At 69.0% G+C, this 24,580-nt stretch carries 16 protein-coding genes; 11 read left to right on the plus strand and 5 right to left on the minus strand.

Translation table 11 applies throughout. The annotated features are described in order from the left end of the window. Positions 1-7: 7 nt before the first annotated feature. Both ACIBK4_RS40660 and ACIBK4_RS40665 read right to left on the minus strand, forming a co-directional pair. Positions 8-1,009, minus strand: coding sequence for a LacI family DNA-binding transcriptional regulator (locus ACIBK4_RS40660; RefSeq protein WP_399003474.1), 1,002 nt, complete (start codon positions 1,007-1,009; stop codon positions 8-10). 109 nt (positions 1,010-1,118) lie between these two features. Beyond that, entirely contained in the window at positions 1,119-2,507 is a 1,389-nt protein-coding gene (locus ACIBK4_RS40665; RefSeq protein WP_399003476.1) for a GH1 family beta-glucosidase, read from the minus strand. A 265-nt stretch (positions 2,508-2,772) separates the two neighbouring features. Here ACIBK4_RS40665 and ACIBK4_RS40670 point away from each other — a divergent pair, with 265 nt between their 5' ends. Together ACIBK4_RS40670 and ACIBK4_RS40675 are read left to right on the plus strand one after the other, a co-directional pair. Further along, positions 2,773-5,049, plus strand: a complete 2,277-nt coding sequence (locus tag ACIBK4_RS40670) for a glycoside hydrolase family 9 protein (RefSeq protein WP_399003478.1) — start codon at positions 2,773-2,775, stop codon at positions 5,047-5,049. A 116-nt stretch (positions 5,050-5,165) separates the two neighbouring features. Beyond that, positions 5,166-6,260 carry a glycoside hydrolase family 6 protein gene (locus tag ACIBK4_RS40675; RefSeq protein ID WP_399003480.1) on the plus strand — a complete coding sequence of 365 codons (1,095 nt, stop codon included), beginning with the start codon at positions 5,166-5,168 and terminating at the stop codon, positions 6,258-6,260. A 54-nt stretch (positions 6,261-6,314) separates the two neighbouring features. On the opposite strand, the gene ACIBK4_RS40680 is transcribed toward ACIBK4_RS40675, so the two are convergent. Then, on the minus strand, positions 6,315-8,279 hold the full coding sequence (locus ACIBK4_RS40680; RefSeq protein WP_399003482.1) for a DUF2264 domain-containing protein: 1,965 nt from the start codon (positions 8,277-8,279) through the stop codon (positions 6,315-6,317). Beyond that, positions 8,276-9,313 (minus strand): LacI family DNA-binding transcriptional regulator, encoded by a 1,038-nt coding sequence (locus ACIBK4_RS40685; protein ID WP_399003484.1) that lies wholly within the window; start codon positions 9,311-9,313, stop codon positions 8,276-8,278. Before ACIBK4_RS40685 ends, ACIBK4_RS40680 begins: the two co-directional genes overlap by 4 nt. 324 nt (positions 9,314-9,637) lie before the next feature. Between ACIBK4_RS40685 and ACIBK4_RS40690 the strand changes: the two genes are divergently transcribed. Genes ACIBK4_RS40690 through ACIBK4_RS40700 form a run of 3 tightly spaced genes read left to right on the plus strand, consistent with a single transcriptional unit; the run spans position 9,638 to position 13,047 of the window. Further along, complete coding sequence (locus tag ACIBK4_RS40690; protein WP_399003486.1) at positions 9,638-11,128, plus strand: ABC transporter substrate-binding protein; 1,491 nt, start codon at positions 9,638-9,640, stop codon at positions 11,126-11,128. 9 nt (positions 11,129-11,137) lie between these two features. Then, a complete protein-coding gene (locus ACIBK4_RS40695; RefSeq protein ID WP_399003488.1) occupies positions 11,138-12,133 on the plus strand; it encodes a carbohydrate ABC transporter permease in 996 nt (331 codons plus the stop codon). 44 nt (positions 12,134-12,177) lie between these two features. Further along, positions 12,178-13,047 carry a carbohydrate ABC transporter permease gene (locus ACIBK4_RS40700; RefSeq protein WP_399003490.1) on the plus strand — a complete coding sequence of 290 codons (870 nt, stop codon included), beginning with the start codon at positions 12,178-12,180 and terminating at the stop codon, positions 13,045-13,047. A gap of 42 nt (positions 13,048-13,089) precedes the next feature. Here the strand turns inward: ACIBK4_RS40700 and ACIBK4_RS40705 are convergent, their stop codons facing one another. Further along, entirely contained in the window at positions 13,090-14,118 is a 1,029-nt protein-coding gene (locus ACIBK4_RS40705; RefSeq protein WP_399003492.1) for a glycoside hydrolase family 43 protein, read from the minus strand. A gap of 142 nt (positions 14,119-14,260) precedes the next feature. On the opposite strand from ACIBK4_RS40705, the gene ACIBK4_RS40710 reads away from it, so the two are divergent. The 6 genes from ACIBK4_RS40710 (at position 14,261) to ACIBK4_RS40735 (ending at position 24,561) form a co-directional block, all read left to right on the plus strand. Beyond that, complete coding sequence (locus ACIBK4_RS40710) at positions 14,261-16,078, plus strand: ABC transporter ATP-binding protein (RefSeq protein WP_399003494.1); 1,818 nt, start codon at positions 14,261-14,263, stop codon at positions 16,076-16,078. A 243-nt stretch (positions 16,079-16,321) separates the two neighbouring features. Further along, positions 16,322-17,671: an extracellular solute-binding protein gene (locus ACIBK4_RS40715; RefSeq protein WP_399003496.1), complete on the plus strand. Its 1,350-nt coding sequence runs from the start codon at positions 16,322-16,324 to the stop codon at positions 17,669-17,671. Beyond that, the gene (locus tag ACIBK4_RS40720; RefSeq protein ID WP_399003498.1) at positions 17,668-18,666 is read left to right on the plus strand and encodes a carbohydrate ABC transporter permease; all 999 of its coding nucleotides are present in this window, start codon (positions 17,668-17,670) and stop codon (positions 18,664-18,666) included. The genes ACIBK4_RS40715 and ACIBK4_RS40720 overlap by 4 nt, the downstream gene beginning before the upstream one ends. Beyond that, the gene (locus tag ACIBK4_RS40725) at positions 18,663-19,520 is read left to right on the plus strand and encodes a carbohydrate ABC transporter permease (RefSeq protein ID WP_399003500.1); all 858 of its coding nucleotides are present in this window, start codon (positions 18,663-18,665) and stop codon (positions 19,518-19,520) included. Before ACIBK4_RS40720 ends, ACIBK4_RS40725 begins: the two co-directional genes overlap by 4 nt. A gap of 59 nt (positions 19,521-19,579) precedes the next feature. Next, entirely contained in the window at positions 19,580-21,115 is a 1,536-nt protein-coding gene (locus ACIBK4_RS40730; protein ID WP_399003502.1) for a glycosyl hydrolase family 28 protein, read from the plus strand. Between the two features lie 116 nt (positions 21,116-21,231). Beyond that, positions 21,232-24,561 (plus strand): alginate lyase family protein, encoded by a 3,330-nt coding sequence (locus ACIBK4_RS40735; RefSeq protein ID WP_399003503.1) that lies wholly within the window; start codon positions 21,232-21,234, stop codon positions 24,559-24,561. The last annotated feature ends 19 nt before the right edge of the window (positions 24,562-24,580 follow it).

Genomic DNA, 24,580 nt, shown 5'->3' on the forward strand with positions numbered 1-24,580 from the left:
CGCCGCGTCACGCGGATTCCCGGATCACCAGTTCCGTCGGCAGGATGAGGGGTGTCGGCTCCTCGCCGGCCAGGACGCGCACCAGCATCCGGGTCATCTCGCTGCCGAGGGCGACGATGGGCTGGCGGATCGTCGTCAGGGCGGGCTGGGTGTGCCGGGCGGTGAGGATGTCGTTGAAGCCGACCACCGCGACGTCCTCGGGGACGGACCGGCCGCGCTCGCGCAGGACGTGCAGGGCGCCCGCCGCCATGGCGTCCGAGGCGACGAACACCGCGTCCAGGTCCGGGTGTTCGTCGAGGAGACGGGCCGTCGCCGTGGCCCCGCCCAACTCGCTGAAGTCGGCGTGCGCCACGCGGTGGTCCTCCAGACCGGCCAGCGCGACCGCCTCGCGGAAGCCCAGGTAGCGGGAGACACCGGCGTGCATGTCGAGTGGGCCGGTGACGGTGCCGATGGCACGGCGGCCGGTCGAGATCAGGTACTCCACGGCCTCGCGGGCGCCGCCGCGGTTGTCGGCGTCCACGTAATAGCGCGGAGCCTTTTCGAGGGAGCGGCCTCCGTGCACGACGGGCACGTTCCCCGCCTCGGCGACTTTCGCCAGCGGATCGTTCTCGCGCAGGGCCAGCAACATGACGCCGTCCGCGCCCCGGGACTGAAGGACGCGGGTGAGCCGGGCCCGGCCCCGCTCGCCCGCGGCCAGGATCAGCAGGAGTTCGAGGTCGGTCTCCTCGACGACCGCGTTCACACCGGTGATGACCTCGGCGAAGAAGAGGTTCGCGAACAGTGCCGGATCGTCGCTGGAGACCGCCAGCACCACCGCGCCGCGCCGCTGCGAGGCCAGCGAACGGGCCGCCACGTTCGGCACATAGCCCAGCTCCGCCACGGCACTCTCCACCGCCTGCCGAGCCTTCTGGCTGACGTGCCGGCGGTTGTTGATCACCCGCGAGACGGTCCCGACGGACACCCCGGCGCGCAGCGCCACCTCGTCGAGCGTCGGCGGACGTGTACTCATGTGGGGCGGCTCCCGTTCGTGCGGAGTGCGGAGTGTGGAGGGCGGAGAGCGAGGTGTGGAGGGGTGGGCGGAGGGACGGGCGGTAGCAGCACTGTAAGCGCTGACGGCTTCACAGGCCGCCGCGTCGGATGACCTCGGCGTACCAGTGAGCGCTGTCCTTCGCTGTACGGCGCTGCGTCGCGTAGTCGACGTGCACGATGCCGAAGCGCGGCCCGTAGCCGAAGGACCACTCGAAGTTGTCGAGGAGCGACCAGACGAAGTAGCCCTTGAGCGGCACCCCTTGGCCGATCGCCCGTGCACAGGAACGGAGATGGCCGTCCAGGTAGGCGATCCGGTCCGCGTCGTGCACCACCTCGCGCACCGCCCCGTGCACCGCCCCGGCCACCCCAGCCACCCCGTCCCGCTCGACCACGTCGTCGAAGGCGGCCCCGTTCTCCGTGATGTACAGGGGCACGGCCGGGTAGTCGGCTTTGAGGCGCAGCAGGAGAGCGAGGAGCCCTTTGTCGTCGATCTCCCAACCCATCGCCGTCTTCGGTCGCCCGCCGTCGGCGACACGCACCAACGGCGAGCCCACATAGGCGGATTGGACCGGTGCAGTGCTGCCCGCGACCAGCGTCGGCGCATAGTAGTTGATGCCCAGGTGGTCCAGCGGAGCGCCGATCCGCTTCAGGTCGCCGTCCTGGATGTGGCCGGTGCCGGTGACCTCGCGGAGGTCGTCGAGCACGTCGTCGGGGTACGCGCCGCGCAACAGTGGGTCGAGGAAGAGGCGGTTCTGCATGCCGTCGACACGGCGGGCCGCGTCCAGGTCGGCGGGCTCGGTGGTGAGCGGGGTGACATGGGTCAGGTTGAGCGTGATGCCGACGTGCGAGTCGTCGTCCCGGATCGCCTCGGCCGCCAACCCGTGGGCGAGCAGCAGGTGATGGGCGGCGCGTACGGCGGCGGCCGGTTCGCGTCGGCCGGGGGCGTGGCGGCCTGTGGCGTAGCCGAGGAACGCCGAGCACCAGGGTTCGTTGAGGGTGGTCCAGTGGGTGATGCGGTCGCCCAACGCGTCGTGTGTGAGGGCCGCGTACTCGGCGAACCGCTCGGCCGTGTCCCGCACCGGCCAGCCGCCGGCGTCCTCCAGCGGCTGGGGCAGGTCCCAGTGGTAGAGCGTGGGCCAGGGTTGGATGCCGTGGTCGAGGAGGGTGTCGGTGAGGCGGCGGTAGAAGTCGAGGCCGCGCTGGTTCACCGGGCCGGAGCCGGTGGGCTGGATCCGGGGCCACGCGAGGGAGAACCGGTAGGCGCGCAGGCCGAGTTGGGACATCAGCGCGATGTCCTCGGGGAAGCGGTGGTAGTGGTCGGCCGCGACGGCTCCGGTGTCACCGCCCCGGACGGCGCCCGGAGTCGCCGCGAAGGTGTCCCAGATGGAGGGCCCCCGGCCGTCCTCCGCGACCGCGCCCTCGATCTGATAGCTCGACGTGGCGGCGCCCCACAGGAAGCCGGGATCGAACGTGCTCACTGGGTCGAACCTCCGTCTGCGGGAATTCTTCCTGGCCTGTGATGGAACTGGGGTGACGCCACAGCTCGGCCGGTTCCTGTGCGATGCCTCCGAAAGAAACTGGAAGCGCTAACAGTCGCAGAGTAGGAGGGGGACGTTCACTCTGTGAAGGGTTCCGACGAGGAAAAGGCTTCTGTGCGCCAAGACTTGACAGCCTCGTCGGCCCCGCTCACCATCTGGCACTGACGCCGCACCGAGCCGACCCTGTCACCGAGAAGGGCTCGGTATGTTCCGCAGGACCAGCTTCCGTACGACCAGATTCCGCAGGACCAGATGGGCCGCGGTCCTTCTCGCGCCCGCCCTGACCGTCGCCACCCTGGCCGCGACCCCCGTGCTTCCCGTGACCTCCGCGCAGGCCGCCGATGCGCCCTACGAACGGGTGCTCAACGGCACGTTCGACAACGGCAAGACCTCGTGGTGGAGCAGCGGCAACACGCCGTCCACCGTCAACTCGGGCCGCCTGTGCGCCGATGTCCCCGGCGGGACCGTCAACGTGTGGGACTCGATGATCGGCCAGAACGACATCCCGCTGGAGGCCGGCCAGCCGTACACCCTGCGCTTCACGGCCTCCGCCACCAAGGACGTGTCGATCCACGCCGTACTGCAGCTGCCCGCAGCCCCGTTCACGACGACCCTCAACAAGACCGTCGCGATCACCACGACACCGAAGACCTTCCAGTTCACCGGCAACTCCACCGTCGCCAATCTGCACGCCCAGCTCTCCTTCCAACAGGGCGGCGCCGCCCAGCCGTTCACCCTCTGCCTCGACGACGTCTCCCTCACCGGCGGCGCGATACCCCCGGGCGGCGGACGCGACTTCGGCTCACCGGTGCGGACGAACCAGTACGGCTACGCGGTGCACGGCCCGAAGAAGGCGTCGATCGTCAACTCCTCGACGGAGCCCGTACGTTGGAGCCTGCTCGACGACTCGGGCGCGGTCGTGAAGTCGGGGCGCACCGTCGTGCAGGGCACGGACGCCGCCTCCGGCGACCATGTGCACATCGCCGACTTCAGCTCGGTGCGCAAGGCCGGTACGGGATACACGCTCGTCGTCGGTGACGCGACCAGCTATCCGTTCGCCATCGCGGAGAACCCCTACAAGGCACTGAGCAAAGACGCGTTGGGCTATTTCTACGACGTCCGCAGTGGCACGCCCATCGAGGCGCAGTACGCAGGTGGCGCCTACGCTCGGCCCGCCGGACATGTCGGAGTGGCACCCAACAAGGGCGATACCAACGTGCCCTGCCTGCCAGGCACTTGTGACTATTCCCTTGACGTCCAGGGTGGTTGGTACGACGCGGGCGACCAGGGCAAGTACGTCGTCAACGGGGCACTCGCGGACTGGCAGTTGATGGATTCCTACGAACGCTCCCGCGCCGAACGCGACACCGCCGGACTGCGCGACGGACTGCTGAGCATTCCCGAGAACCACAACGGCGTCCCGGACGTCCTCGACGAGTCCCGCTGGGAGACGGAGTTCCTGCTGAGCATGCAGGTCCCGGCGGGCGAACCGCTGGCCGGGATGGTCCACCACAAGGTCCACGACCTGGCCTGGACCGCTCTGCCCACCCGCCCCGACCAGGACTCCCAACCCCGTTACCTGCACGCCCCGTCCACGGCCGCGACCCTCAACCTTGCCGCCGCGGGCGCCCAGTGCGCCCGGGTCTGGGCCCGCTACGACGCGGCCTTCGCCCGCACCTGCCTGACCGCCGCCGAGACCGCCTGGAAGGCCGCGCTCGCCCACCCCGACGTCTATGCCCCGAGCAGCGACAGCGTCGGCGGCGGAGCGTACGCCGACACGGACGTGACCGACGAATTCTCCTGGGCCGCAACGGAGTTGTACGCGACCACGCACGACCGCGCCTACCTGTCCCGCATCGACACCGAGATCACCCCGGCCGGCTTCTCCTGGCGCGACACCGGCGCCCTGGCCGACCTCACCGTCGTCCGGCTGCCGAACCGCTTCCCCGCCCGCATGGTCGCCGCCGCCCGCAAGCGGGTCCTCGCCGTCGCCGACGGTTTCGTACGCGACGAGCGGTCACAGGGTTACCCGAACCCGAACCTGCCCACCGACGGCGCCTACGTGTGGGGCTCCAACAGCGTCACCGCGAACAACGCCATGGTCATCGCGACCGCCTACGACATCACCCACCGCGACACCTACCGCAGCGCCGTCCTGGAGTCGATGGACTACCTCCTCGGCCGCAACGCCCTGAACCAGTCCTTCGTCACCGGCTACGGCACCCAGTCCAGCCACAACCAGCACAACCGCATCTGGGCCCACCAGATCGACGCCAACTTGCCGAGCCCGCCCGCCGGTTCACTCGCCGGCGGTCCCGACTCGGCCCTCCAGGACCCGGTCGCGCAGCAGAACCTGGTCGGTTGCCCCCCGGCCACCTGCTACATCGACGACATCTACTCGTACTCGACCAACGAGATCGCCATCAACTGGAACTCCGCGCTCGCCTGGGTGGCGACCTTCGCCGCCGACTCCGCGCGCTGAGCACCGCTGATCGAACGGTATGGATCGCCGTGGCCCCGCCCGCGCTTGGACGAGCGCGGGCGGGAGCCGAGCCGAGGGGCCTGCGGCAGCCCCGCCCCGAGAGATAGGGACGCACCATGCGCTGGAAAGCCCTGCTCAAAACCAACCTCCCGCGAACCGCCTCGCTGAACACCGGCCCGCAGAAGTCCGGCCTGCGGAAATCCGCCGCGCGGCGAACCGCCACGCTCAAGACCGCCACCCTCAAGACCGCAACGCTCAAGACCGCCTCGCTCCGAACTGCCCTGATCTGCCTGCTCGTTGCCCCGCTCCCGCTCCTCGGAGCCGGTTCGGCAGCCGCCGCCAGCCCGGTCTCCCTGACGAGCGGCTTCTACTCCAACCCCGACTCCGGCCCGGCCGTCTGGGTCCGCAACAACCCCTCCGACTCCCGCGCCGCACGCATCCAGTCGGCCATCGCCTCCCAGCCGATCGCCCGCTGGTTCGCCAACGAGAGTGCGGGCATCGGACCGGCCGTGTCCGGGTACGTCGGCGCCGCCGACAGCCACGACAAACTGCCGGTCCTGGTCGCGTACAACATCCCGGGCCGGGACGCGTGCGGCGGCGAGTCCTCCGGCGGCGCGGGCAGCGTGGCCGCCTACCGCACCTGGATCTCCACCTTCGCGGCAGCGGTCGGCACCCACCCCGCCGTCGTCGTCATCGAGCCGGACGCCCTCTCCGACTTCAGCTGTCTGACCAGCGCACAGATCACCGACCGCCTCGCGATGCTCTCCTACGCCAGCCAGATGTTCCAGCAGAAGGCCCCCAACACCTGGGCCTACCTGGACGCCGGACACACCAACTGGGTCGACCCGGCGACCATGGCGAGCCGCCTGCGGTCGGCCGGCGTGGCCAACATCCGCGGCTTCTCCCTGAACGTCTCGAACTTCTACACGACCCCGTCCTCGGAGACCTACGGCAACTCGATCAACTCGGAGCTGGGTGGCACCTCCCACTTCGCCGTCGACACCAGCCGTAACGGCAACGGCTCCAACGGCGAATGGTGCAACCCCGCCGGACGCAAACTCGGTGTCACCCCGCGTGTGGGCAGCGCCGAGGACCTCCTGCTGTGGGTCAAGGCACCGGGCAACTCCGACGGACAGTGCGGCGTCGCACCGACCGTGCCCGCCGGGCAGTTCAGTCCCGATCTCGCCGTCCGGCTCATCGACGGCACGTGATCGCGGTGTGGGGCGCGGGCCCCTGACAGCCCGCGTCCCACCCCGTCCGGTTCATCAACTCGGCGGTTCCAGGCGGACGTTGTCCTCCGTCCCGTCCGGCCACGTGACGGAGGCAAGAGCGCTGCCGTCACCGTCGTAACAGATCTCCAGCCGTACGGCTTCGGCGGCACCCGGCCCCGCGACCACCCCGGAGAGGCAGACCAACGCGGCGTAGACCGTGCCGAGTTGGACCTCGGTCGTCGTGGCGAGCCAGGGTGTCGCCGAGTGCGGCCCGAAGGCGTTGGCGTCGCGCGCGGTGCCGATGCCCGCCTCGTCGAAGCCGCGCAGCCCAACCACCGTGCTGGACAGGCCGGTTGAGCCGCTTGCCCATGCGGCGGGCTGGGGACCCAGGTGCACCTCCGGCTGCTCGGTCGCGGCCAGGCAGTAGCCACCGAGCCGCAGTCGCAACGGCTCCTGGGCCGCCGCCCCGTCGACCCGAACGAGCCGTACTTCCAGCGGGCCGTTCAGTACGGAGGCTGTCGTAATCCACGGTCCTGTACGGAAGTTGGGCGCGGGTTCGTGGGCGTAGGGGGCGGGCACCGGACCGTTCGGCCAGTGCGCGCGATGACGGGAGACAGCTGTGCGCACACCCAGGTGCAGGCGGGTCAACGGGCGCCGGTGGGAAGGCCGTTCGTCGGCGTCGAGCAGCGCGATGTGCGAGTCGAGCGGGTCGTCGAGGCTCGACTCCGTGCTGTCGGGGGCGGCGTGGGAGGCGTAGGCGAGACGGCTGTAGACCGGGTCGTCCGCCTCCAGGGCGGCACCGTCACCGAAGGCGTGGTCGCTGCCGTGGTTGACGACGCGGACGACCCCGTCCGTCGCGGTGCCGGAGACGAGCCACCCCGGGGCGGTCAACGTCCGCCGCACGTCCCGGGTCTCGATCGGCAGGGCCTCCTCCTTCTCCGTCCACACCGGGTGTTCGGACGGCAGCACCAGTCCGGCGAAACCCTTGCTCGACCAGTACGGCGAACCGGGCCCCGAGTACGGCTGTCGGATGGCCGTGAACTCCCCGTGCCAGCCCAGCGGTTGGAGCCCGCGCTCGTCGAAACAACCCGCCTCGGTGAAGTGCCTCAGGACTCCGCTCGCGAGGCGGCGGGTACGGCCCGCCGGCAGGGGAGTGGCGTCGAAGACGGCGCCGGCCCACAGCGGGCAGAGCATCGCGTAGCGGTACGTCAGGGAGCGGCCCTGGTACACCGGGGCGCCGTCGGCCGCCACCAGGTGCTGGGCGTCGTCCAAGTAGCGGCGCAGCCGGGCCCGGTAGCGGGGGAGCAGGGCGGGGTCCGCGTCGGCGCCGGAGATGCGGCAGTACCAGAGCGGGTAATAGTGCATCGCCCAGCCCGAGTAGTAGTCGAAGTGGCGCAACGGGCCGCCGGTGCCGCCGCCGTCGGAGTACCAGCCCTCGCCCGCGTACCAGGCCTCCGTCCGCGCGATCGCGTGGTCGATGTCGGGCGCGCTCCACGGGGCGCCGACCGAGCGCAGGAACGCCGACGTGATCGCCCTGAACCAGACCCAGTTGTTGTCGGGGACCTCGCTTCCGAGCAGCTCCGTCATCCAAACGACGATCCGCTGCCGTACACCGTCGTCCAGCCGATCCCAGATCCAGGGCCGGGTCTCGTGCAGCGCGATCGCCACCGACGCGCACTCCACCTTGGCCTGCCCGCACTCGCGCATGCCCGGCCAGTGGTCCGGCGCGTGCGGGTCCGTGCCGGCGGTCAGGCCCTCGGCGTACCAACTGGCGTGATCGAGCGGGTCGTTGTCGCCGGACTGGGCCAGGCGGAAGCCGGCGAGGAGGAAGGTGCGGGCGAAGCCTTCGAGGCCGTCGCTGTGCCGGCCGTTGCGACTGGCGGGGCCGGGGAGGTGGAGCAGGGCGTGGTGGTCGGTGGAGTACGGGCGGACGGCGGTCAGTTGGGCGTCGGCCAGCGCCTCCCAGTGGGTGCGCGTCCAGCCGGTGTGGGGGGAGAGGAGCCGGTCCTCAGGTATCAACTGTCCACCTTTCCAACGGGGTTGAGGCGGGCCGGGGGCGCCACCGACTGGCGTACGACGACGTGCGACCCGAGCACCACGCGGCGGCTCGGCGGGTCCATGGGGCGGCGGTGCAGAGCCAACCGGGTCGCGGAGCGGCCGAGTTCCTGCTGGGGGACGTGCACCGTGGTCAGCCGTGGGTAGAGGTCCTCGGCGAGCGGGATGTCGTCGAAGCCGACCACGGAGAGGTCGTCGGGGACCGAGCGGCCCAGGTCGCGGGCGGCGGCGATGGCACCGGCCGCGCTCATGTCGCTCGCGCAGAAGATCGCGGTGGCGTCGGTGTCGGTCAACAGGCGGCAGGCCGCTTCGTATCCGGACTCCCGCGTCATGTCGCTCTCGGCGACGAGCGCCGGGTCGGGCTTCACGCCGTGTGCGCGCAACGCCCGTTCGTACCCTTCCAGACGCTGGCCCGCCACGCTGAACTCGTGCGGGCCCGCCAGGTGGGCCACCCGGGTGTGACCGGCGGACAGCAGATGACTGGTGGCGGCGAAGGCGCCGCTCTCCATGTCGCACTCCACCACGTCCACCGGCGCCTTCGCGCCGCCCTTCCACGGCCGGGCGCAGAGCACCAGCCGGGACCCTGCCCGCTCCAACCCTTCGGCGGCGGCGGTGAGTTGGGTGAGATGCTCCTCGGTCTCGGCCATGCCGCCGACCAGGATGATCGCCTCCGCGCCGCGCTGGCGCATCAGCTCGATCACCGACAACTCCCGCTCGGGGACGCCCTGGGTGGAACAGACGAGACACACGCGGCCGTCGGCGACGGCCTGTTCCTCCACCCCGGAGGCGACGTTCATGAAGAACGGCGAGGTGATGTCGTTGACCACCATCGCGACCAGCCCCGAACTCGTGTTCAGGGAGCGGGCGTTGGCGTTGACGACGTAGTCGAGGTCCTGCACGGCCTGCATGACCCGCTCGTGCGTCGCCGGGGGAGCGGTGTACGCCCCGCTGAGAATCCGCGAGACGGTGGCGACGGAGACGCCCGCACGCGATGCCACGTCACGGATCGTCGCCCGACCTGCGGAACCCCGACCTTGAGCCATGCTCTGCTTCTCCTCGCCACGGTGAACTGCCGGTGTAAGTAACACCGATGAAAAAGTTACACAACTGGCGAGGGTTTCTCTACGCCCAAGATGCAGCTGCCTGTTGGAAGTTGTCCAGGATCGCCGAACCTCTTGACGGCTGCGAGACCTGCCCTTAACGTCCCGGTTACTGTAAACGGTTCAGTGAACGTTACATGCCGCTCGGCATCGCTCGGCGTACCGCGGCATCTCCCTCGGCATCCCACCGCATCCCTCTTCTCCGCCTCGGAGGAACACCAGATGACTTCGTCGAACGTCTCCAGACGCGGCCTCCTGCGCACCGCCGCACTCGGCGCCGGCACCCTCGCCCTGGGCGGCGGCCTGAGCGCGTGCGGCTCCGGCTCCCCCTCCTCGTCGGCGGACGCGCTCACCTACTGGGACTGGTACGTCACCCAAGCCCCCTGGGTGGACAAGGAGATCGAGCTCTTCGAGAAGGGTCACAGCGGCGTCAGCGTCAAGAAGACCACCCAACAGAACGCCAAATACCCGGACTTGGTAGCGCTCGCCAACCGCAGCGGCAACCCGCCGGACGTCTTCATGATCCCGCAGGTCCCCAGCGTCGCCGAGCAGGTCGCCAAGGGCTGGCTGCACCCGCTCGACGAGTGGGCGACACCCGAGTGGCAGTCGCGCTTCCCGGAGGGCACCTTCCTGGAAGGCGCCAACGTCTTTGACGGCAAGGTCTATTCGGCCCCGCTCAAGGGCTCCGGCCCGCAGCTCCAGCTCTACATCCACCACGGCGTCTTCAAGTCCGTCGGCCTCACGAACCCCGACGGCAGCGTCAAGATCCCCCGCACCTGGGACGACGTGACCAGCGCCGCCCAGACGATCACCAAGAAGAGCGGCGGCAAGTCGTACGGCTTCGGCTTCGGCAACGCCGACGGCATCGGCGTCCTCGCCTGGTGGCTGGACCTGTTCGTGCGCGGCGCTGGCGCACCGGGCGGCGCCCCCACCGTGCCCGGCACCGGCATGGACTACCGCGTCGGCAAATGGACGTTCGGCACCGACCGCGCGTACGCCGACTTCCTGGAGCTGTTCGTCGAATGGAAGAAGCGCGGCTTCTTCCACCCCAACTCCGTGAGCCTGTCCGACGAAGCGGCCCGTGCCTTCTTCGAGCGCGGCAAGTTCGGCATGACCGTCGGCGGTGTGTGGAACCAACCCGAGTGGACCCAGCACAAGTTCACCGACTACAGCCTGGTCACCCTGCCCTCGCCGACCACGACACCGAGGGGCTTCTACTACGCCGACCCGGTCGGCAACGGCACCTTCGCCGCCGTCTCCGCCAAGAGCAAGAAGGCGCACGAGGGGTTCCAGTGGCTCGACGCGCTGACGTCCCCCGCCGCCGGGCGCCGCTGGGTGCAGGACCTCAACGGCGTCTCCACGCACCCCGCCGACAACAATCCGGACGGCATCGACTCCAAGCCCTTCGCCGCCTTCATCGGCATGACCGAGCAGGTACTGCGCGGCCCGGTCCCCCTCGTGCGCAACCCGGAGCTGGCCGGCGTCGCGCCCGGCGTGCCCAAGCCGGACATCAGCGATGTGGTCACCGGCGTCTACACCGGCCAAATCAAGGACGTCCAGGGCGCGTTGACCAGCCTGGCCGACAAGAAGTTCCAGCTCCTGTCCGACGCGGTCGCCGCCGTGGCCAAGCAGGGCAAGAAGGTCAGCACGTCCGACTATGTCTTCGCGGACTGGGACCCCACCAAGCCGTACACCACGAAGAAGAAGGCGTGAGCCGTCACCATGTCACTCCTCGACACCCGCGAGCGTCGCCGAACGCCCCCGACTCCACCCCCGGTCGCCGCCCGCCCCGGCCTCGGCCGCCGCATCCGCGCAGCCAAGTGGTCGTACCTCTACCTGGCCCCCATGGCCGTACTCCTCCTGGCCTTTGTGGTCTACCCGATCTTCGCGTCCTTCGGCTACACCTTCTACCGCTGGAACGGCATCGGCGAACCCGGCAACTACGTGGGCCTCGCCAACTTCCGGCAGATCCTGAGCGACAGCATCTTCTGGGGCGCGGTCGAGCACACCTTCGTCTACGCCTTCGTCCTCGTCCCGGTGCAGCTCCTGCTGGCGTTGGCGCTCGCGCTGGTGCTGAACAACCCGAAGCTCAAGTTCGCGCTGTTCTTCCGGACCGTCTACTTCATCCCGGTCGTCACCTCGGCCGCGGTCGTCGGTGTCGTCATCCAGCTCATGCTCGCCAACTTCGGTGATTCGGCGGGGAGTCTGCTCGCCAAGACCGGCATGACGGACGGACACATCGACTGGCTCGGCGACCCGCACACCGCGCTCGCCGTGATCATCGCGATCGGCATCTGGCACACCCTCGGCTACAACCTCGTCTACTTCCTCGCCGGACTCCAGACCATCCCGGCCGAGTTGTACGAGGCGGCGAAGCTCGACGGCTGCGGCCCGGTCCAGTCCTTCTTCCGCATCACCATCCCGATGCTGCGCCAAGTCGGCGTCGTCATCGTGGTGTTGGCGTTCATCGGCAGCTTCCAGGTCTTCGACCTGGTGCAGGTCCTCACCGGCGGCGGCCCGTACTTCGCCACCGAGGTCGTCAACACGTACATCTACCACCTGGCCTTCGGCGGCTCCGCCGGCGCCGCCGCCCAGCCCGACATCGGCCTGGCCTCCGCCGCCTCGTTCCTCTACGGACTGCTGCTCATCGTGTTCTCCGCGCTCCAGGTCCTCGCCCTGCGCGGCATCAGCCGACGGCGCACGGCCGCCCACCAATAAGCCGACCAGTCTCAACGGCCGCCAACCAGCAAAGGGTCCCGTCGATGTCCACACTGTCCCAACGCCCGCGCCCGCGAACGCGGTTGAGCCTGCGCCGAGGCCGACGCGGTCTGCTCTATCTCGCGCTGCTCGGCGGCGGCCTCGTCTGGCTCTACCCGTTCCTGTGGGCGCTCGGCAGCTCACTCAAGAGCACCGACGGCTTCTTCTCCGGCGGGCTGAACCCCATCCCGTCCGAGTTCCACTGGTCCAACTACAGCGAGGCCTGGACGCAGGCGGACTTCAGCAAGTTCTTCGTCAACACGGTCGTGTTCGCGACCGGCACGGTCATCGTCACTCTGCTCGCCACCTCCATGGCCGGCTACGTCCTCGCCCGCACCGACTTCCCCGGCAAGAAGATCTGGCTCGGCCTGGTCGGCGTGACGCTCTTCCTGCCGCACGGCTACACGATCATCCCGGTCTTCGACCTCATCCAGCGCCTCCATCTCCTCAACACCCTCTGGTCCGTGGTCATCGTCCAGTCGGCGGGCGGGATGGTCTTCGGCACCTTCCTCTTCATGGGCTACTTCACGACGATCGACCGGGGGCTGGAGGACGCGGCCCGCGTGGACGGCGCGAACTTCCACCAGATCTTCTGGCGGATCATGCTCCCGCTGTCCGGCCCGATGCTGGCGACCGTCGGCCTGTTCGCCTGCATCAACGCCTGGAACAGCTTCTTCATCCCGCTGGTCTTCACCCTCTCCCGCCCCGAACTCCACACCCTGTCCGTGGGCATGTTCAACTTCATCGGCCAGAACTCCACCGCCTGGACCCTGGTGTGCGCGGGGTCTGTCATCACGCTGCTGCCCATCGTCCTGATCTTCATCGTGTTGCAGCGCTTCTTCATCAATGGGCTGGCGGGCGCGGTCAAGCAGTAACGAGGCGCGGTTGTCGCGGAGTTGGGAGCAGCGGCCGCCGGATCAGCCGCCGCCGTCGAGGTCGACGCGCTGCCGCAGCACCCGCAACTCGTCACCGGCGAGTTCCATCTCGTACACCTTCCCCCGCGCGTTCTCGAACGGCCGGTGCAGGATCATCATCAACTGCCCCTCGAACGTGCGGAACAGCATCCCGTGCCCGCTGTCCTCCCGCACCAATGGCCGCCGCTGCACCCAAGGCCCTTGTATCTCACCGGACTTGGAGACGGCGTAGGTCTGGACGTAGCCCCCGGTGAGGCTGCCGTCCGCGCCGAGCACGTTCTTCTCGTACGTCGACCAGAGCATGAGCAGCGCCCCGTCGGGGGTGCGGTACAACTGCGGGCCGTCCGTCACGTACGGCGGGAGTTGGTGCGGCACACCGGCCGGGATCTCCTCGCCGATCCAGGGTGCGTCCGAGGCCTTGAAGAGGAAGACCGGGTCGCCGACCGTCCCGGTCAGGTCCGGGGCGAGCCGGATCGCCTCCACCGTGCCGTCGACGGTCTGCAGCCACTCGTGCGCGTACACCATCCACGGCTGCCCGGACGGGGCGACGTACAGCGTGCCGTCCAGGGTCATGAGGTGCTCGGGCGGGGTGGGGCGCGCGGGATCGACCGACGTGAAGGGGCCCAGCAGGGATTCGGACACGGCCGTGATCGTGCCCCGCCGGTGGTTCGCGAGCTGAAACGGCGTGCCCCAGCGGCCGGTTGGGGGCACGGGAAGCGGACTGTCCTCGTCGTGCAGCGTGGTGAACAGGTAGTACCTGCCCTGCCACGCGTGCACCTCCGGCGCCCAACCACCGTCGCTCGCCCAGCTGTTGGGCTGTTCCGCCGCCAGGAACACCACCACCGGACGCGTCCAGTCACGCAGGTCGTGGCTCCGGTAGACCATCGTGCCGACGCCTTCCACGCCTGACACGGAAGGGTCGTTGGACGTATAGAGGTAATACATGCGGGTCGCCTCGTCGGCCACGACGAACGGATCGTGCAACGGCATGTCGGGAAGCCGCATCGGCCCGCTCACTGGATCAGTCGCCATGGTGTCACCGTAGATCCCGCAAACCCCGTGCGCATCAGGGCTGTTGAGGGAAAATCGCTTGGACTGCGCGCATGCCGTCGCGGGACACTTCCCTTCCTGGCCAGTCCGTTTGCCGGGCGCCGGACGACACCAGGGGGTGGGGATGGAATCGCCTGAATCGCGCGCCGTCGGGCCGCGCAAAGGCTCGGTGTTACTCGCACTGCGTTACTACGGACGGGAGTTGGCCCGCCTCCGCCGCTGGACCGCCCCCGCCACACTGCTCCCCGCGGTGGGCAACATCGGCATCAACTACGTCGCCCCGCTGATCGTCGCCAAGCTCGTCGGCCGAATCGCCGGAGACGCGGACATCAGCGTCCGCACGACACTGCCGTACGTCCTCGGGTTCGCCGGAGTCCTGCTGCTCGCCGAGGTGTTCTGGCGCCTCGGACTGCACTGTCTGAACCGGCTGGACGCGCTCGGCATCGAGCACCTGTATGTCATCGGCATGGACGAACTCTTCGCCAAGGACGCGGCGTTCTTCCACGACAACTTCGCCGGGTCGCTCACCAAGCGGGTGTTGAGCTTCGCCTCTCGGTTCGAGGAGTTCGTCGACACGATGACGTTCCAGGTCGTGGGCAGCCTGGTCCCGCTGCTGTTCGGCTCGGTCGTGCTGTGGCGCTACGAACCGCTGCTCGTCGTAGGCCTGTTGGCGATGATCGCGCTCACCGCCCTGGTCGTCGCGCCCCTCATCCGGCGCCGTCAGGCCCTCGTCGATCTGCGCGAGGAGGCCATCGCCCGGGTGTCCGGCCATGTCGCCGACAGCCTGATGAACATGGACACGGTCCGCGCGTTCGCCGCCGAGGAGCGCGAGGCCGCCGAACACCGGTCCCGCGTCGCCCAGTCGAGGCGCCTCACCCTCCGCTCCTGGGACTACGGCAACCTGCGCATCGACACCCTGGTCGCACCGCTCTCCGTGCTCACGAACGCGCTGGGTCTACTCCTCGCGGTGGCCCTCGGCGGCGGCGAACACGGCGTCGAGGCCGTCGTCGTAGCGTTCACGTACTACACGAACGCGACCCGGATCATGTTCGAGTTCAACCAGATCTACCGGCGTCTGGAAAGCTCGATGACCGAAGCCGCCCAGTTCACCGAGCTGTTGATGGCCCCGCCGACCGTGGTCGACCCGGCCTCGCCCGAGCCGCTGCGGTCCCGGGCCGCCGATGTCCGCTTCGAGAACGTCACCTTTGCCCACGCCGGCGCCGACACCCTCTTCGACGGACTCGACCTGACCGTGCCCAGCGGCACGAAGATCGGCCTCGTCGGCCGGTCCGGCGGCGGCAAGACCACCCTCAGCCGGCTGCTGCTGCGGATGACGGACATCGACGCCGGCCGCATCCTGATCGGCGGCCAGGACATCAGCAAGCTCCGCCAGGCCGACCTGCGCAGCCTCATCGCCTACGTCCCGCAGGACCCGGCGATGTTCCACCGCACCCTGCGCGAGAACCTCACCTTCGCCCGGCCCGACGCCACCGACGCCGAGGTCCGTCGGGCCGCCGAGGCCGCGCACGTCACGGAGTTCGCCGACGCGCTGCCGGACGGCTTCGAGACGATGGTGGGGGAGCGCGGGATCAAGCTCTCCGGCGGCCAGCGCCAACGCGTCGCGCTCGCCCGGGCGATCCTGCGCGACGCGCCGATCCTGTTGCTCGACGAGGCGACCAGCGCGCTCGACTCCGAGAGCGAGATCCTCGTACAGGAAGCGCTGTGGCGGCTCATGGAGGGCCGGACCGCACTCGTCGTCGCGCACCGGCTGAGCACCGTCGCCGGCATGGACCGGCTCGTCGTCCTCGACCGCGGCCGGATCGTCGAACAGGGCACGCATCAGGAGCTGTTGGCAGCCGAGGGTGCCTACGCGAAGCTGTGGCAGCACCAGTCGGGCGGCTTCCTCGACGACAGCGCCGAGCAGGCCGCCGACCTGCACTGACGGCCAGAACAGGGGCCGGCGCTCCGGGAGTTCGGCCATCGGATTCCCGGGGCTTCGGCCATGCCTGTCGGACAACCGGTTTCTAGCCGACCACGTTCCAACGTCGTCTCGCCGAGGTTACCCAGTCTTTTCGAAAGTTCGCCCAGGGTCTTGACGCCGTTTCCGAGCCGGAAGAAGCTCTGCCCCAACGCGTGACAACCGGTTTCTATTGGAGGACCGGTTTCTATGGGAGGTGGTGCGGTCATGCACCCACGTGCTGGTGCGCCCCTGAGCCGCCGACGATTTCTCGCCCTCTCGGCGACCGGCGCGGCAGTTGGCGTGACATCACTCGGTGGCTGCGCGCTCCAGGTGTCGACCGGGGTGAGCGGAGCGGGCGAGACCGTCACGCTGATGGTCAAGGACGGCGACGTCACCACCGACCAAGTCACCCAGGCCTACAAGGACTTGGGCATCAAGATCCACCTGGTGCGCTACGACCTCACCAAACTGATCGCGATGATGACCACCGGCGCCCCGCCGGACCTCGTGCGCGGCGTCGGCGCCGTGGACGCCCCGTACTTCGTGGCCCGGGACGTCGTCGAGAACCTCGACCCGTACTTCGCCGCGAGCGGCGTCCTCAAGACCGACGACCTCGATCCGGTCAACGACCTGTGGCGCTACGACGGCCACAGCCAGGGCAAGGGCCCGCGCTACGGCATGGCGAAGGACTTCTCCCAGGACTCCATGTACTGGTACAACACCGCGCACTTCGACACGGCGGGCGTCGCCTACCCGCCGGAGACCCAACCGGTCACCTATGAACAGTGGTTGGAGGACGCCAAGCGCCTCACCCAGCGCAAGAACGGGCAGACGACCGTCTTCGGCGGCAGCTACAACGGCCTCAACGCCCCTGGTCTGCTGGCCGGGTTGACGGCCGCAGCCGGCGGCAGCCTGTTCAGCGAGGACTTCTCCCGCGTCGACTTCACCACCCCCGAGGCCCGCAAGGCGCTGGCCTGGTACATCGACTACTGCCGGGCCAAGGTCGGCCCGAGCCTGATCCAGCCCGACCCCAACACCTGGGACGGGCCCACCTATCAGGCCGGCCGGATGGCCATGGCGGGCGACGGCTACTGGCTCGGCGGCATGATCGACACCGACAAGAAACTGGCCCGGGTGTCCCGGCTCGCCCCCGCCCCGGTCTTCGAAGGCGGCCCGCGCCTGAGCCCCTGCCAGGGCGGTACCGGCCTGTGGATGCCGAAGAAAGCCCCCAACAAGGACGCCGCGTGGCGGGTCTTCGAGTGGTTCTTCGGCGAGGCACCGGCCAAGGCACGCGCGTCGAGCGGCTGGGGCATCCCGAGCCTGAAGTCCCTGCGTCCCCTGATGCCCAGTCAAGAGTCTTACCAGAAGCGGGCGTTGCGGGTACAGGAGGCCGAGCTGAAGCACTTCTCGGTGACCGCGTTCACGCCCTACGCCTCGGCCGACGCGCTCGCCGCCCTCTTCAACCAGGCCGCCCCCGCCGCCATGTCGGGCGGGATCTCCGTCGACACCCTCGCGGGCCGCCTGAACTCGTCCATGAACGAGCAGCTCAAGCGCGGTAGGGAGCAAGTGGGATGACGGTCGATCAGATCCCCTCGGTCACGGGCCGTCCCGGCGCGGCCGCCAGCGGTGAACGGGCGCGGCCGGTACGGCAGTCGCGGACCACCGCGACCGGGCGCAGGCACCGCGCGTTCTACATGTTCACCTCGCCCTGGATCATCGGCTTCCTGCTGCTGACCATCGTCCCCATGGCGTACGCGCTGTGGCTGAGCTTCACCACGTACGACGGCATCTCCCCGCACTGGCGCTACGTCGGCCTCGGCAACTACCGCGAGCTGTTCTCCGACTCGGTGACCTGGCACGCGCTGGGCCGCACGGGCCTGTTCGCGGTGACCTCCGTGCCGTTGTCGATCGCGGCCGGGCTCGGGCTGGCCGTGCTGGTCAACCGGCCGCTGAAAGCACGCGGGTTGTTCCGCACGCTGCTCTATCTGCCCGCCGTGGTGCCGCCGGTCGGCGCGGGCATCGCCTTCAAGCAGCTCTTCGACCAGAACTCCGGTGCCGCCAACGGGGTGTTGAACATCTTCGGCATCAACGCCCTTGGCTGGCTTGCCGATCCCTACGCGCGCTACGTGCTGCTGATGAGCGTGCTGTGGGGCGCCGGAAACGTCATGATCATCTCGCTGGCCGGGCTCCAGGACGTACCCCGCGAACTCCACGAGGCGGCCCGCATCGACGGCGCGAGCGCTTGGCGGACCTTCCGCAGCATCACCGTGCCGCTGCTCTCGCCGGTGCTGCTCTTCCAGACCGTGACCGGCGTGATCGCCTCCGTGCAGACCATCATGCCGCTGCTGCTGGCACCCGACGGCACCACGGGCGGCGTCACGGCGATCCCGCAGTCCAACTACCTCTACATGATGCACGTGTTCGCGGAGTACTTCGCGCTCGGCCGCTACGGCTACGCCTCCGCACTGCTGTGGGTGCTCTTCGTCCTGATCCTCGTCGTGACCGGACTCATCTTCAGGTTCACGTCCGGCGTGGTCTTCTACAACGTCGACCCGGAGGCCAACAAGTGAGCGCCGTCAGCCCGTTGGTGAAGTCCCCGGTCCGGGTGCGGGCGGGCCGACTGGCCCTCTACACCGTCCTCGTCGCCATCACGGGCCTGTTCCTCGGCCCCTTCGGCTGGCTCGTCCTCGCCGGTCTGAAGACCCCGGCCGAACTCGCCGCTTCACCGGTGCACTGGCTGCCCCAGCACATCCAGTGGCACAACTTCACCGACGCCTACAAACTCATCGACTTCCTCGGCTACGCCCGCAACTCCCTGACCATCGCGACCATTTACGCCACCCTTGTCACCCTCAGCTCCGCCTGGGTGGGCTTCGGCTTCGCGCGCCTCTCCGCCCCCGGCAAGAAGACCCTGTTCGGCATCCTGCTCGGCTCGATGATGCTGCCCCAGATGATCACCCTGCTGCCGACCTACCTGATCTTCGCGAAGCTCGGCATGGTCGACACCTACTGGCCCTGGGTGCTGTGGGGGCTGGCCGCCGCGCCGTATCTCGTCTTTCTCTTCCGGCAGTTCTTCGCGGGCCTGCCAAGGGAGTTGGAGGAGGCCGCGATCGTCGACGGCTGCGGCTACGCCACCATCTTCTGGCGGATCTTCCTGCCGCAGTCCTGGCCGGTCCTCAGCGCGAGCTTCGTGATCGCGTTCACCTGGACCTGGGGCGACTACATCGCCCCACAGCTCCTGCTGTCCACCGACCGCACCACCCTCGCGGTCGCCGTCATGTCCACCTACGTCACGTCGGCCGGCACCCCGGTGGCCGACCTCCAGGCCGCCGCCTCCGTGATGTACGTCGTCCCGATCATGCTGGTCTTCCTCGTCGCCCAGCGGGGGTTCGTCGCCGGGATGTCCACGACCGGCCTCAAGTAAGCCCGGCAAGCGGCCTCAAGTAAGCCCTCTTCTCCACCTGTTGCAAGGAGTCGCACCCCATGAACAACTCACCCCTGTCTCGTCGTACGGCCCTCCAGGCGGCCGGTGCCACAGCCCTCGCCGCCGGTCTGACCGGCCTGACCGCCACGGCGGCCCACGCCGGAGGCGGCCACAACTCCCGTCCCAAGCTGGTCACTTACCCTCGCCCGACGACCATGCCGACCAACACCAGTTTCCAAGTGCGGGTCCGCAGTACCACCCCCGACGGCACGTGGCAGACCCTCGACATCTACCGGCCGCAGTTCGAGGAGATCAACGCGAACACCGGGTCGGGCAAGGTCTACAACTCGTCGATGGCGTACTTCGACTTCGACGGCTCGGTGGAGATCGAGGTGACGTACCTCAAGGGCGGCACCACCAAGGCCCGGGTGAGACCCGACGCGCTGGGCATCACGCCCGAACTCCTCGGCGACACCCTGCGGTTCACGCTCGACGAGCCCAAGGACGTCGTCGTCCAGATCAACGACGAGATCTTCGACGCCCTCCACCTGATCACCAACCGCGTCGAGCACCACACACCGTCCCCCGACGACCCGAACGTCATCTACTTCGGCCCCGGCGTCCACACCGTCACCGGCAACGTCCTCACCGTCCCCAGCGGCAAGACCGTCTACCTCGCGGGCGGCGCCGTCCTGACCGCGCAGGTCTACTTCAAGAACGTGGAGAAGTCCCGCCTCATCGGGCACGGGGTGCTCTACAACAACCCCGGCGGCGCGATCCTCAGCGAGGGCAGCAAGAACATCCGGATCGAGAACGTCATCATCCTCAACCCGGCCGGTTACGCGGGCACGTTCGGGGAGAGCGAGAACGTCCACGTCACCAAGGCACGCGCGTTCAGTTCGAAGGGCAACGGCGACGGCTTCGACGTCTTCTCCTCCACCGGGATCACCTTCGACGGCTGCTTCATGCGCAACTCCGACGACTGCATCGCCATTTACTGCCACCGCTGGGACTACTACGGCGACACCCGCGACATCACCGTCAAGAACTGCACGCTCTGGGCAGACGTCGCCCACCCCATCAACGTCGGCACGCACGGCAACAGCGACGCCCCCGAGACGATCGAGAACCTCGTCATCAAGAACATCGACGTCCTCGACCACCGCGAACCCCAGATGAACTACCAGGGCTGCATCGCCCTCAACCCCGGCGACTCCAACCTCATCAAGAACGTCCGCATCGAGGACGTACGGATCGAGGACTTCCGCTGGGGCCAGGTCATTTACATGAAGGTCATGTTCAACACGAAGTACAACACGTCGGTCGGGCGCGGCATCGAGGACGTGTACGTCAAGAACCTCAGCTACACGGGCACCCACGCCAACCCGTCGCTCTTCCTCGGCTACGACGCCGAACACGCCATCAACAACGTCACGTTCGAGAACCTGATCATCAACGGGGTCGTCGTCGCCGACTCGATGAAGAAGCCGAGCTGGTACTACACCACGGATGCGATTCAGTGGTTCTACAACGAGCACGTGACGAACCTGAAGTTCCTCACGACCGCCGAGGCCGAGGCGGCCGGTGCGTCATGACGATCCCTGTAGCCAGCTCCGCTGGAAGTGCGGGGAAGGGCTGTCGGTCGGCTGCTGCGCCGTCGTGGCTGGGCGCGCAGTTCCCCGCGCCCCTGGGGGGTGTTGCCGAACCGCGGGTGACTCCATCGGGTTCGCTTAGCCGCCGGGGATTCCTCGGCGGTACCGCGGCCCTGCTGTTGGCCTCGGGCGCGTGCGGGCTGCTCGTGCCCGGGACCGCCCGGGCCGCCGAGAACCACACCACGGCTTTCACTCACCCTGGTCTTCTGCACACCGCCGACGACCTCGCCCGCATGAAGGCAGCGGTCGCCGCCAAGCAATCCCCGGTCTACGACGGCTACTTGGCGCTCGCCGCCAACGCCCGCTCCTCGACGTCGTATGCCGTACAGAACACCGGCCAGATCACCACCTGGGGCCGAGGCCCCGCCAACTACCAGAACCAGGCCGTCGCCGACTCGGCCGCCGCCTACCAGAACGCCCTCATCTGGTCGGTCACCGGAGACACGGCACACGCCGACAAGGCCCGCGACATCCTCAACGCCTGGTCCGCTTCCCTCACCGCCATCACCGGAGCCGACGGCCCCCTCGGCGCCGGCCTCCAGGCCTTCAAGTTCGTCAACGCCGCCGAACTCCTCCGCCACACCGGCTACGACGGCTGGACCGCAGCCGACATCGCCCGCTGCGAGGAGTCCTTCCTCCGCGTCTGGTACCCGGCGCTGTCCTGCTACATGCTCTACGCCAACGGCAACTGGGACCTGACGTCCCTTCAATCCCTGTTGGCCATAGGCGTGTTCTGCGAGGAACCCACCCTCTTCCACGACGCGCTCCGCTTCGCCGCGGCCGGCTCCGGCAACGGCAGCGTCCTCCACCGCATCGTCACCGACGCCGGCCAGGGTCAGGAGAGCGGCCGGGACCAGGGCCACGAACAGCTCGCCGTAGGCCTCCTCGCGGACGCCGCGCAGGTCGCCTGGAACCAGGGCGTCGACCTCTGGGGGTTCGACGACAACCGCATCCTCGCCAACGTCGAATACGCCGCCCGTTACAACCTCGGCGGCGACGTTCCCTTCGTCCCTGATCTCGACCGCACCGGCAAGTACATCAAGACGGCGGTCTCGGCGACCTCGCGCGGCACCCTGCCGCCCATCTACGAGATGGCGTACGCCCATTACGCCGGTGTGCGCGGCCTGGACACCCCGTACACGAAGAACGCCGTCTTCCGCGGCGCCGGCGGTACCCGCGTCATCGAGGGCAGCAACGACGACCTCCCGAGCTGGGGCACCTTCGCCTACGCCGGTGCTACGACCCCCTCGCCGACCGTCCCGACACCACCGGCCGGTGTCACCGCGATCGGCAACGACCGTTCCGTGACGGTGAGTTGGCTCCCGTCTACCTGGGCAGACACCTACACGGTCCTGCGGGCCACCGACGTGGACGGCCACTACGAGCAGATCGCCTCCGGCGTCGACCGGCCGACGTACACCGACAAGAACGTGCACGCCGGCCGGACGTACTACTACACGGTCGCCGCCTCCAACACCCCTGGGAGGAGCGGCAGTTCAGCGTGGGCCGCCGCCTCCGCCGGTCTTCCCGGACCCTGGTCGACCCGCGATGTCGGAGAGGTGAAGATCCCCGGTGCCACCGCCTACGACGGTGAGCGCTTCGTCCTGGAGGCGAGCGGCACCTCCGACACCTACCGTCTCGTCCACCTCCCGCTGCGCGGCGACGGCACGGTCACCGCGCGGATCGTCTGGCCGCTCAGCTCGCAGTACACCAAGATCGGCGTCACCGTCCGGTCCTCGCTCGACGCGGACGCGGCGCACGCCTCGATGCTGATCCAGGGGCTGCCGCTGCACACCTGGAGCGGGGTGTGGACGGTACGTCCGTCGGCAGGCGCGGCGATCTCCGCGACCGGCAGCACCCCCGTACCGCCCTCCCAGCAGCAGGCGATCACGGTGAACGCCGCCTTCCCGATCTCCAACCTCGGCGCGCTGCCCGAGTCGGCAACACCGTTGGAGGCGCCTTGTGTTGAGGGTGCGGGCGACGGATACCGGCTCCGGGCGCCCTACTGGGTACGGGTGACCAGGAAGGGCGCGCGCTGCACCGGCGCCATCTCACCCGACGGCATCCACTGGACCGAAGTCGGCTCCACCGAGGTCGAGTTGGGCCGCACCGCCCACGCGGGCCTCGCCCTCACCTCCTGCCTCGGTGTCGACGAGGACTACGCCGAGACCGGCACCGGCGCCTTCGACAACGTCACCGTGACCTCCTCGTCCGGCACGGTCTGGTGCGTACCCCGCCCCGCCCGCACCGCCACCGGCCTGCGGGCCGAAACCGGCGCCGACGCAGTCGAGTTGGCGTGGAGCGACCCGGACCTCTCCGCCGAGTACGCGGTGCTGCGCGCCCCGCGCACCGGCGGACCGTACAAGACCCTCGCCACCCGCGTCGGCCCGGTCGGCTTCGGTACCCGCGTCCGGTACATCGACGCGACGGGGATGCCGGGAACGACGTACCACTACACGGTCGCGAAGACCAACGCCGGTGGACGCGGGCCGCGTTCGACACCGGTGCAGGCCGTGATGCCGACCCCGGCGCAGCCCCAACTCACATCCACCACCGCCGTGTTCACGAACCAGGGTGCCGCCTTCCGGTATCTGCTGCGAGCCTCACACGAGCCCGTGCTGTTCGCGGCGGACGGGCTGCCCGGCGGTCTGCGTGTCGACCGGCGCACCGGGCTCATCTCCGGAATCCCCACGGAGACAGGCGAGTTCACGGTCGCGACGACGGCGGCCAACGCCTCCGGAACCACGACCGGCACCCTCACGCTCATGGTCGGCACCGCGCCGGCCTCGCCGTGGACGTACGGCGATCTCGGCGACACCGTGCTCGACGACCGTGACTTCGGGACGCTGGGCGTGGTGGCGATCACCACGCCGGGCAGTACGTCGTACGACAGCGGGACCTTCACCGTGCGCGGCGCGGGCGTCGATCTCAACGCCAACGGCCAAGGGATGACAGGGCAGTTCGTGCGGCGGCCGGTCAGCGGGGACTGTGAGGTCGTCGCGCGGATCGTCTCCCGAAGTGGGGTGAGCACGGACCGGGTCGGGCTGCTCATGGCGAAGTCGCTGTCGCCGTTCGACCAGGCCGCCGGAGCGATCGTCACCGGCGGGACCAGCGCTCAGCTCATGCTCCGCAAGACCGTGGCCGGTGCCTCCGCCTTCACCGGCGGAGCCGCTGTCACCCTCCCGACTCTGCTGCGGCTGAAGCGCGTCGGGACCGCCTTCAGCGCGGCGCTGTCCACCGATGACGGTGTCACCTGGACCCCCCTCGCCGACGGAGAGATCCCCGGCTTCGGTGACGCCCCCTACCACGTCGGGCTGGTGGTCTGCTCGCGCAGCCAACCGGTCCGCTGCACCGCCGAGTTCGACGAGGTGAGCATCACGCCCACCTGATCCTTCATGGATTGGAGAT

It is taken from the genome of Streptomyces sp. NPDC050528, assembly GCF_044457795.1.
GTDB lineage: Bacteria > Actinomycetota > Actinomycetes > Streptomycetales > Streptomycetaceae > Streptomyces.

Bases quoted from the DNA above. Each gene is read 5' to 3' on its own strand.
- ACIBK4_RS40660 (WP_399003474.1), bottom strand. From the start codon at position 1,009: ATGAGTACACGTCCGCCGACGCTCGACGAGGTGGCGCTGCGCGCCGGG.
- ACIBK4_RS40670 (WP_399003478.1), top strand. From the start codon at position 2,773: ATGTTCCGCAGGACCAGCTTCCGTACGACCAGATTCCGCAGGACCAGA.
- ACIBK4_RS40675 (WP_399003480.1), top strand. From the start codon at position 5,166: ATGCGCTGGAAAGCCCTGCTCAAAACCAACCTCCCGCGAACCGCCTCG.
- ACIBK4_RS40690 (WP_399003486.1), top strand. From the start codon at position 9,638: ATGACTTCGTCGAACGTCTCCAGACGCGGCCTCCTGCGCACCGCCGCA.
- ACIBK4_RS40695 (WP_399003488.1), top strand. From the start codon at position 11,138: ATGTCACTCCTCGACACCCGCGAGCGTCGCCGAACGCCCCCGACTCCA.
- ACIBK4_RS40700 (WP_399003490.1), top strand. From the start codon at position 12,178: ATGTCCACACTGTCCCAACGCCCGCGCCCGCGAACGCGGTTGAGCCTG.
- ACIBK4_RS40705 (WP_399003492.1), bottom strand. From the start codon at position 14,118: ATGGCGACTGATCCAGTGAGCGGGCCGATGCGGCTTCCCGACATGCCG.
- ACIBK4_RS40710 (WP_399003494.1), top strand. From the start codon at position 14,261: ATGGAATCGCCTGAATCGCGCGCCGTCGGGCCGCGCAAAGGCTCGGTG.
- ACIBK4_RS40715 (WP_399003496.1), top strand. From the start codon at position 16,322: ATGCACCCACGTGCTGGTGCGCCCCTGAGCCGCCGACGATTTCTCGCC.
- ACIBK4_RS40720 (WP_399003498.1), top strand. From the start codon at position 17,668: ATGACGGTCGATCAGATCCCCTCGGTCACGGGCCGTCCCGGCGCGGCC.
- ACIBK4_RS40730 (WP_399003502.1), top strand. From the start codon at position 19,580: ATGAACAACTCACCCCTGTCTCGTCGTACGGCCCTCCAGGCGGCCGGT.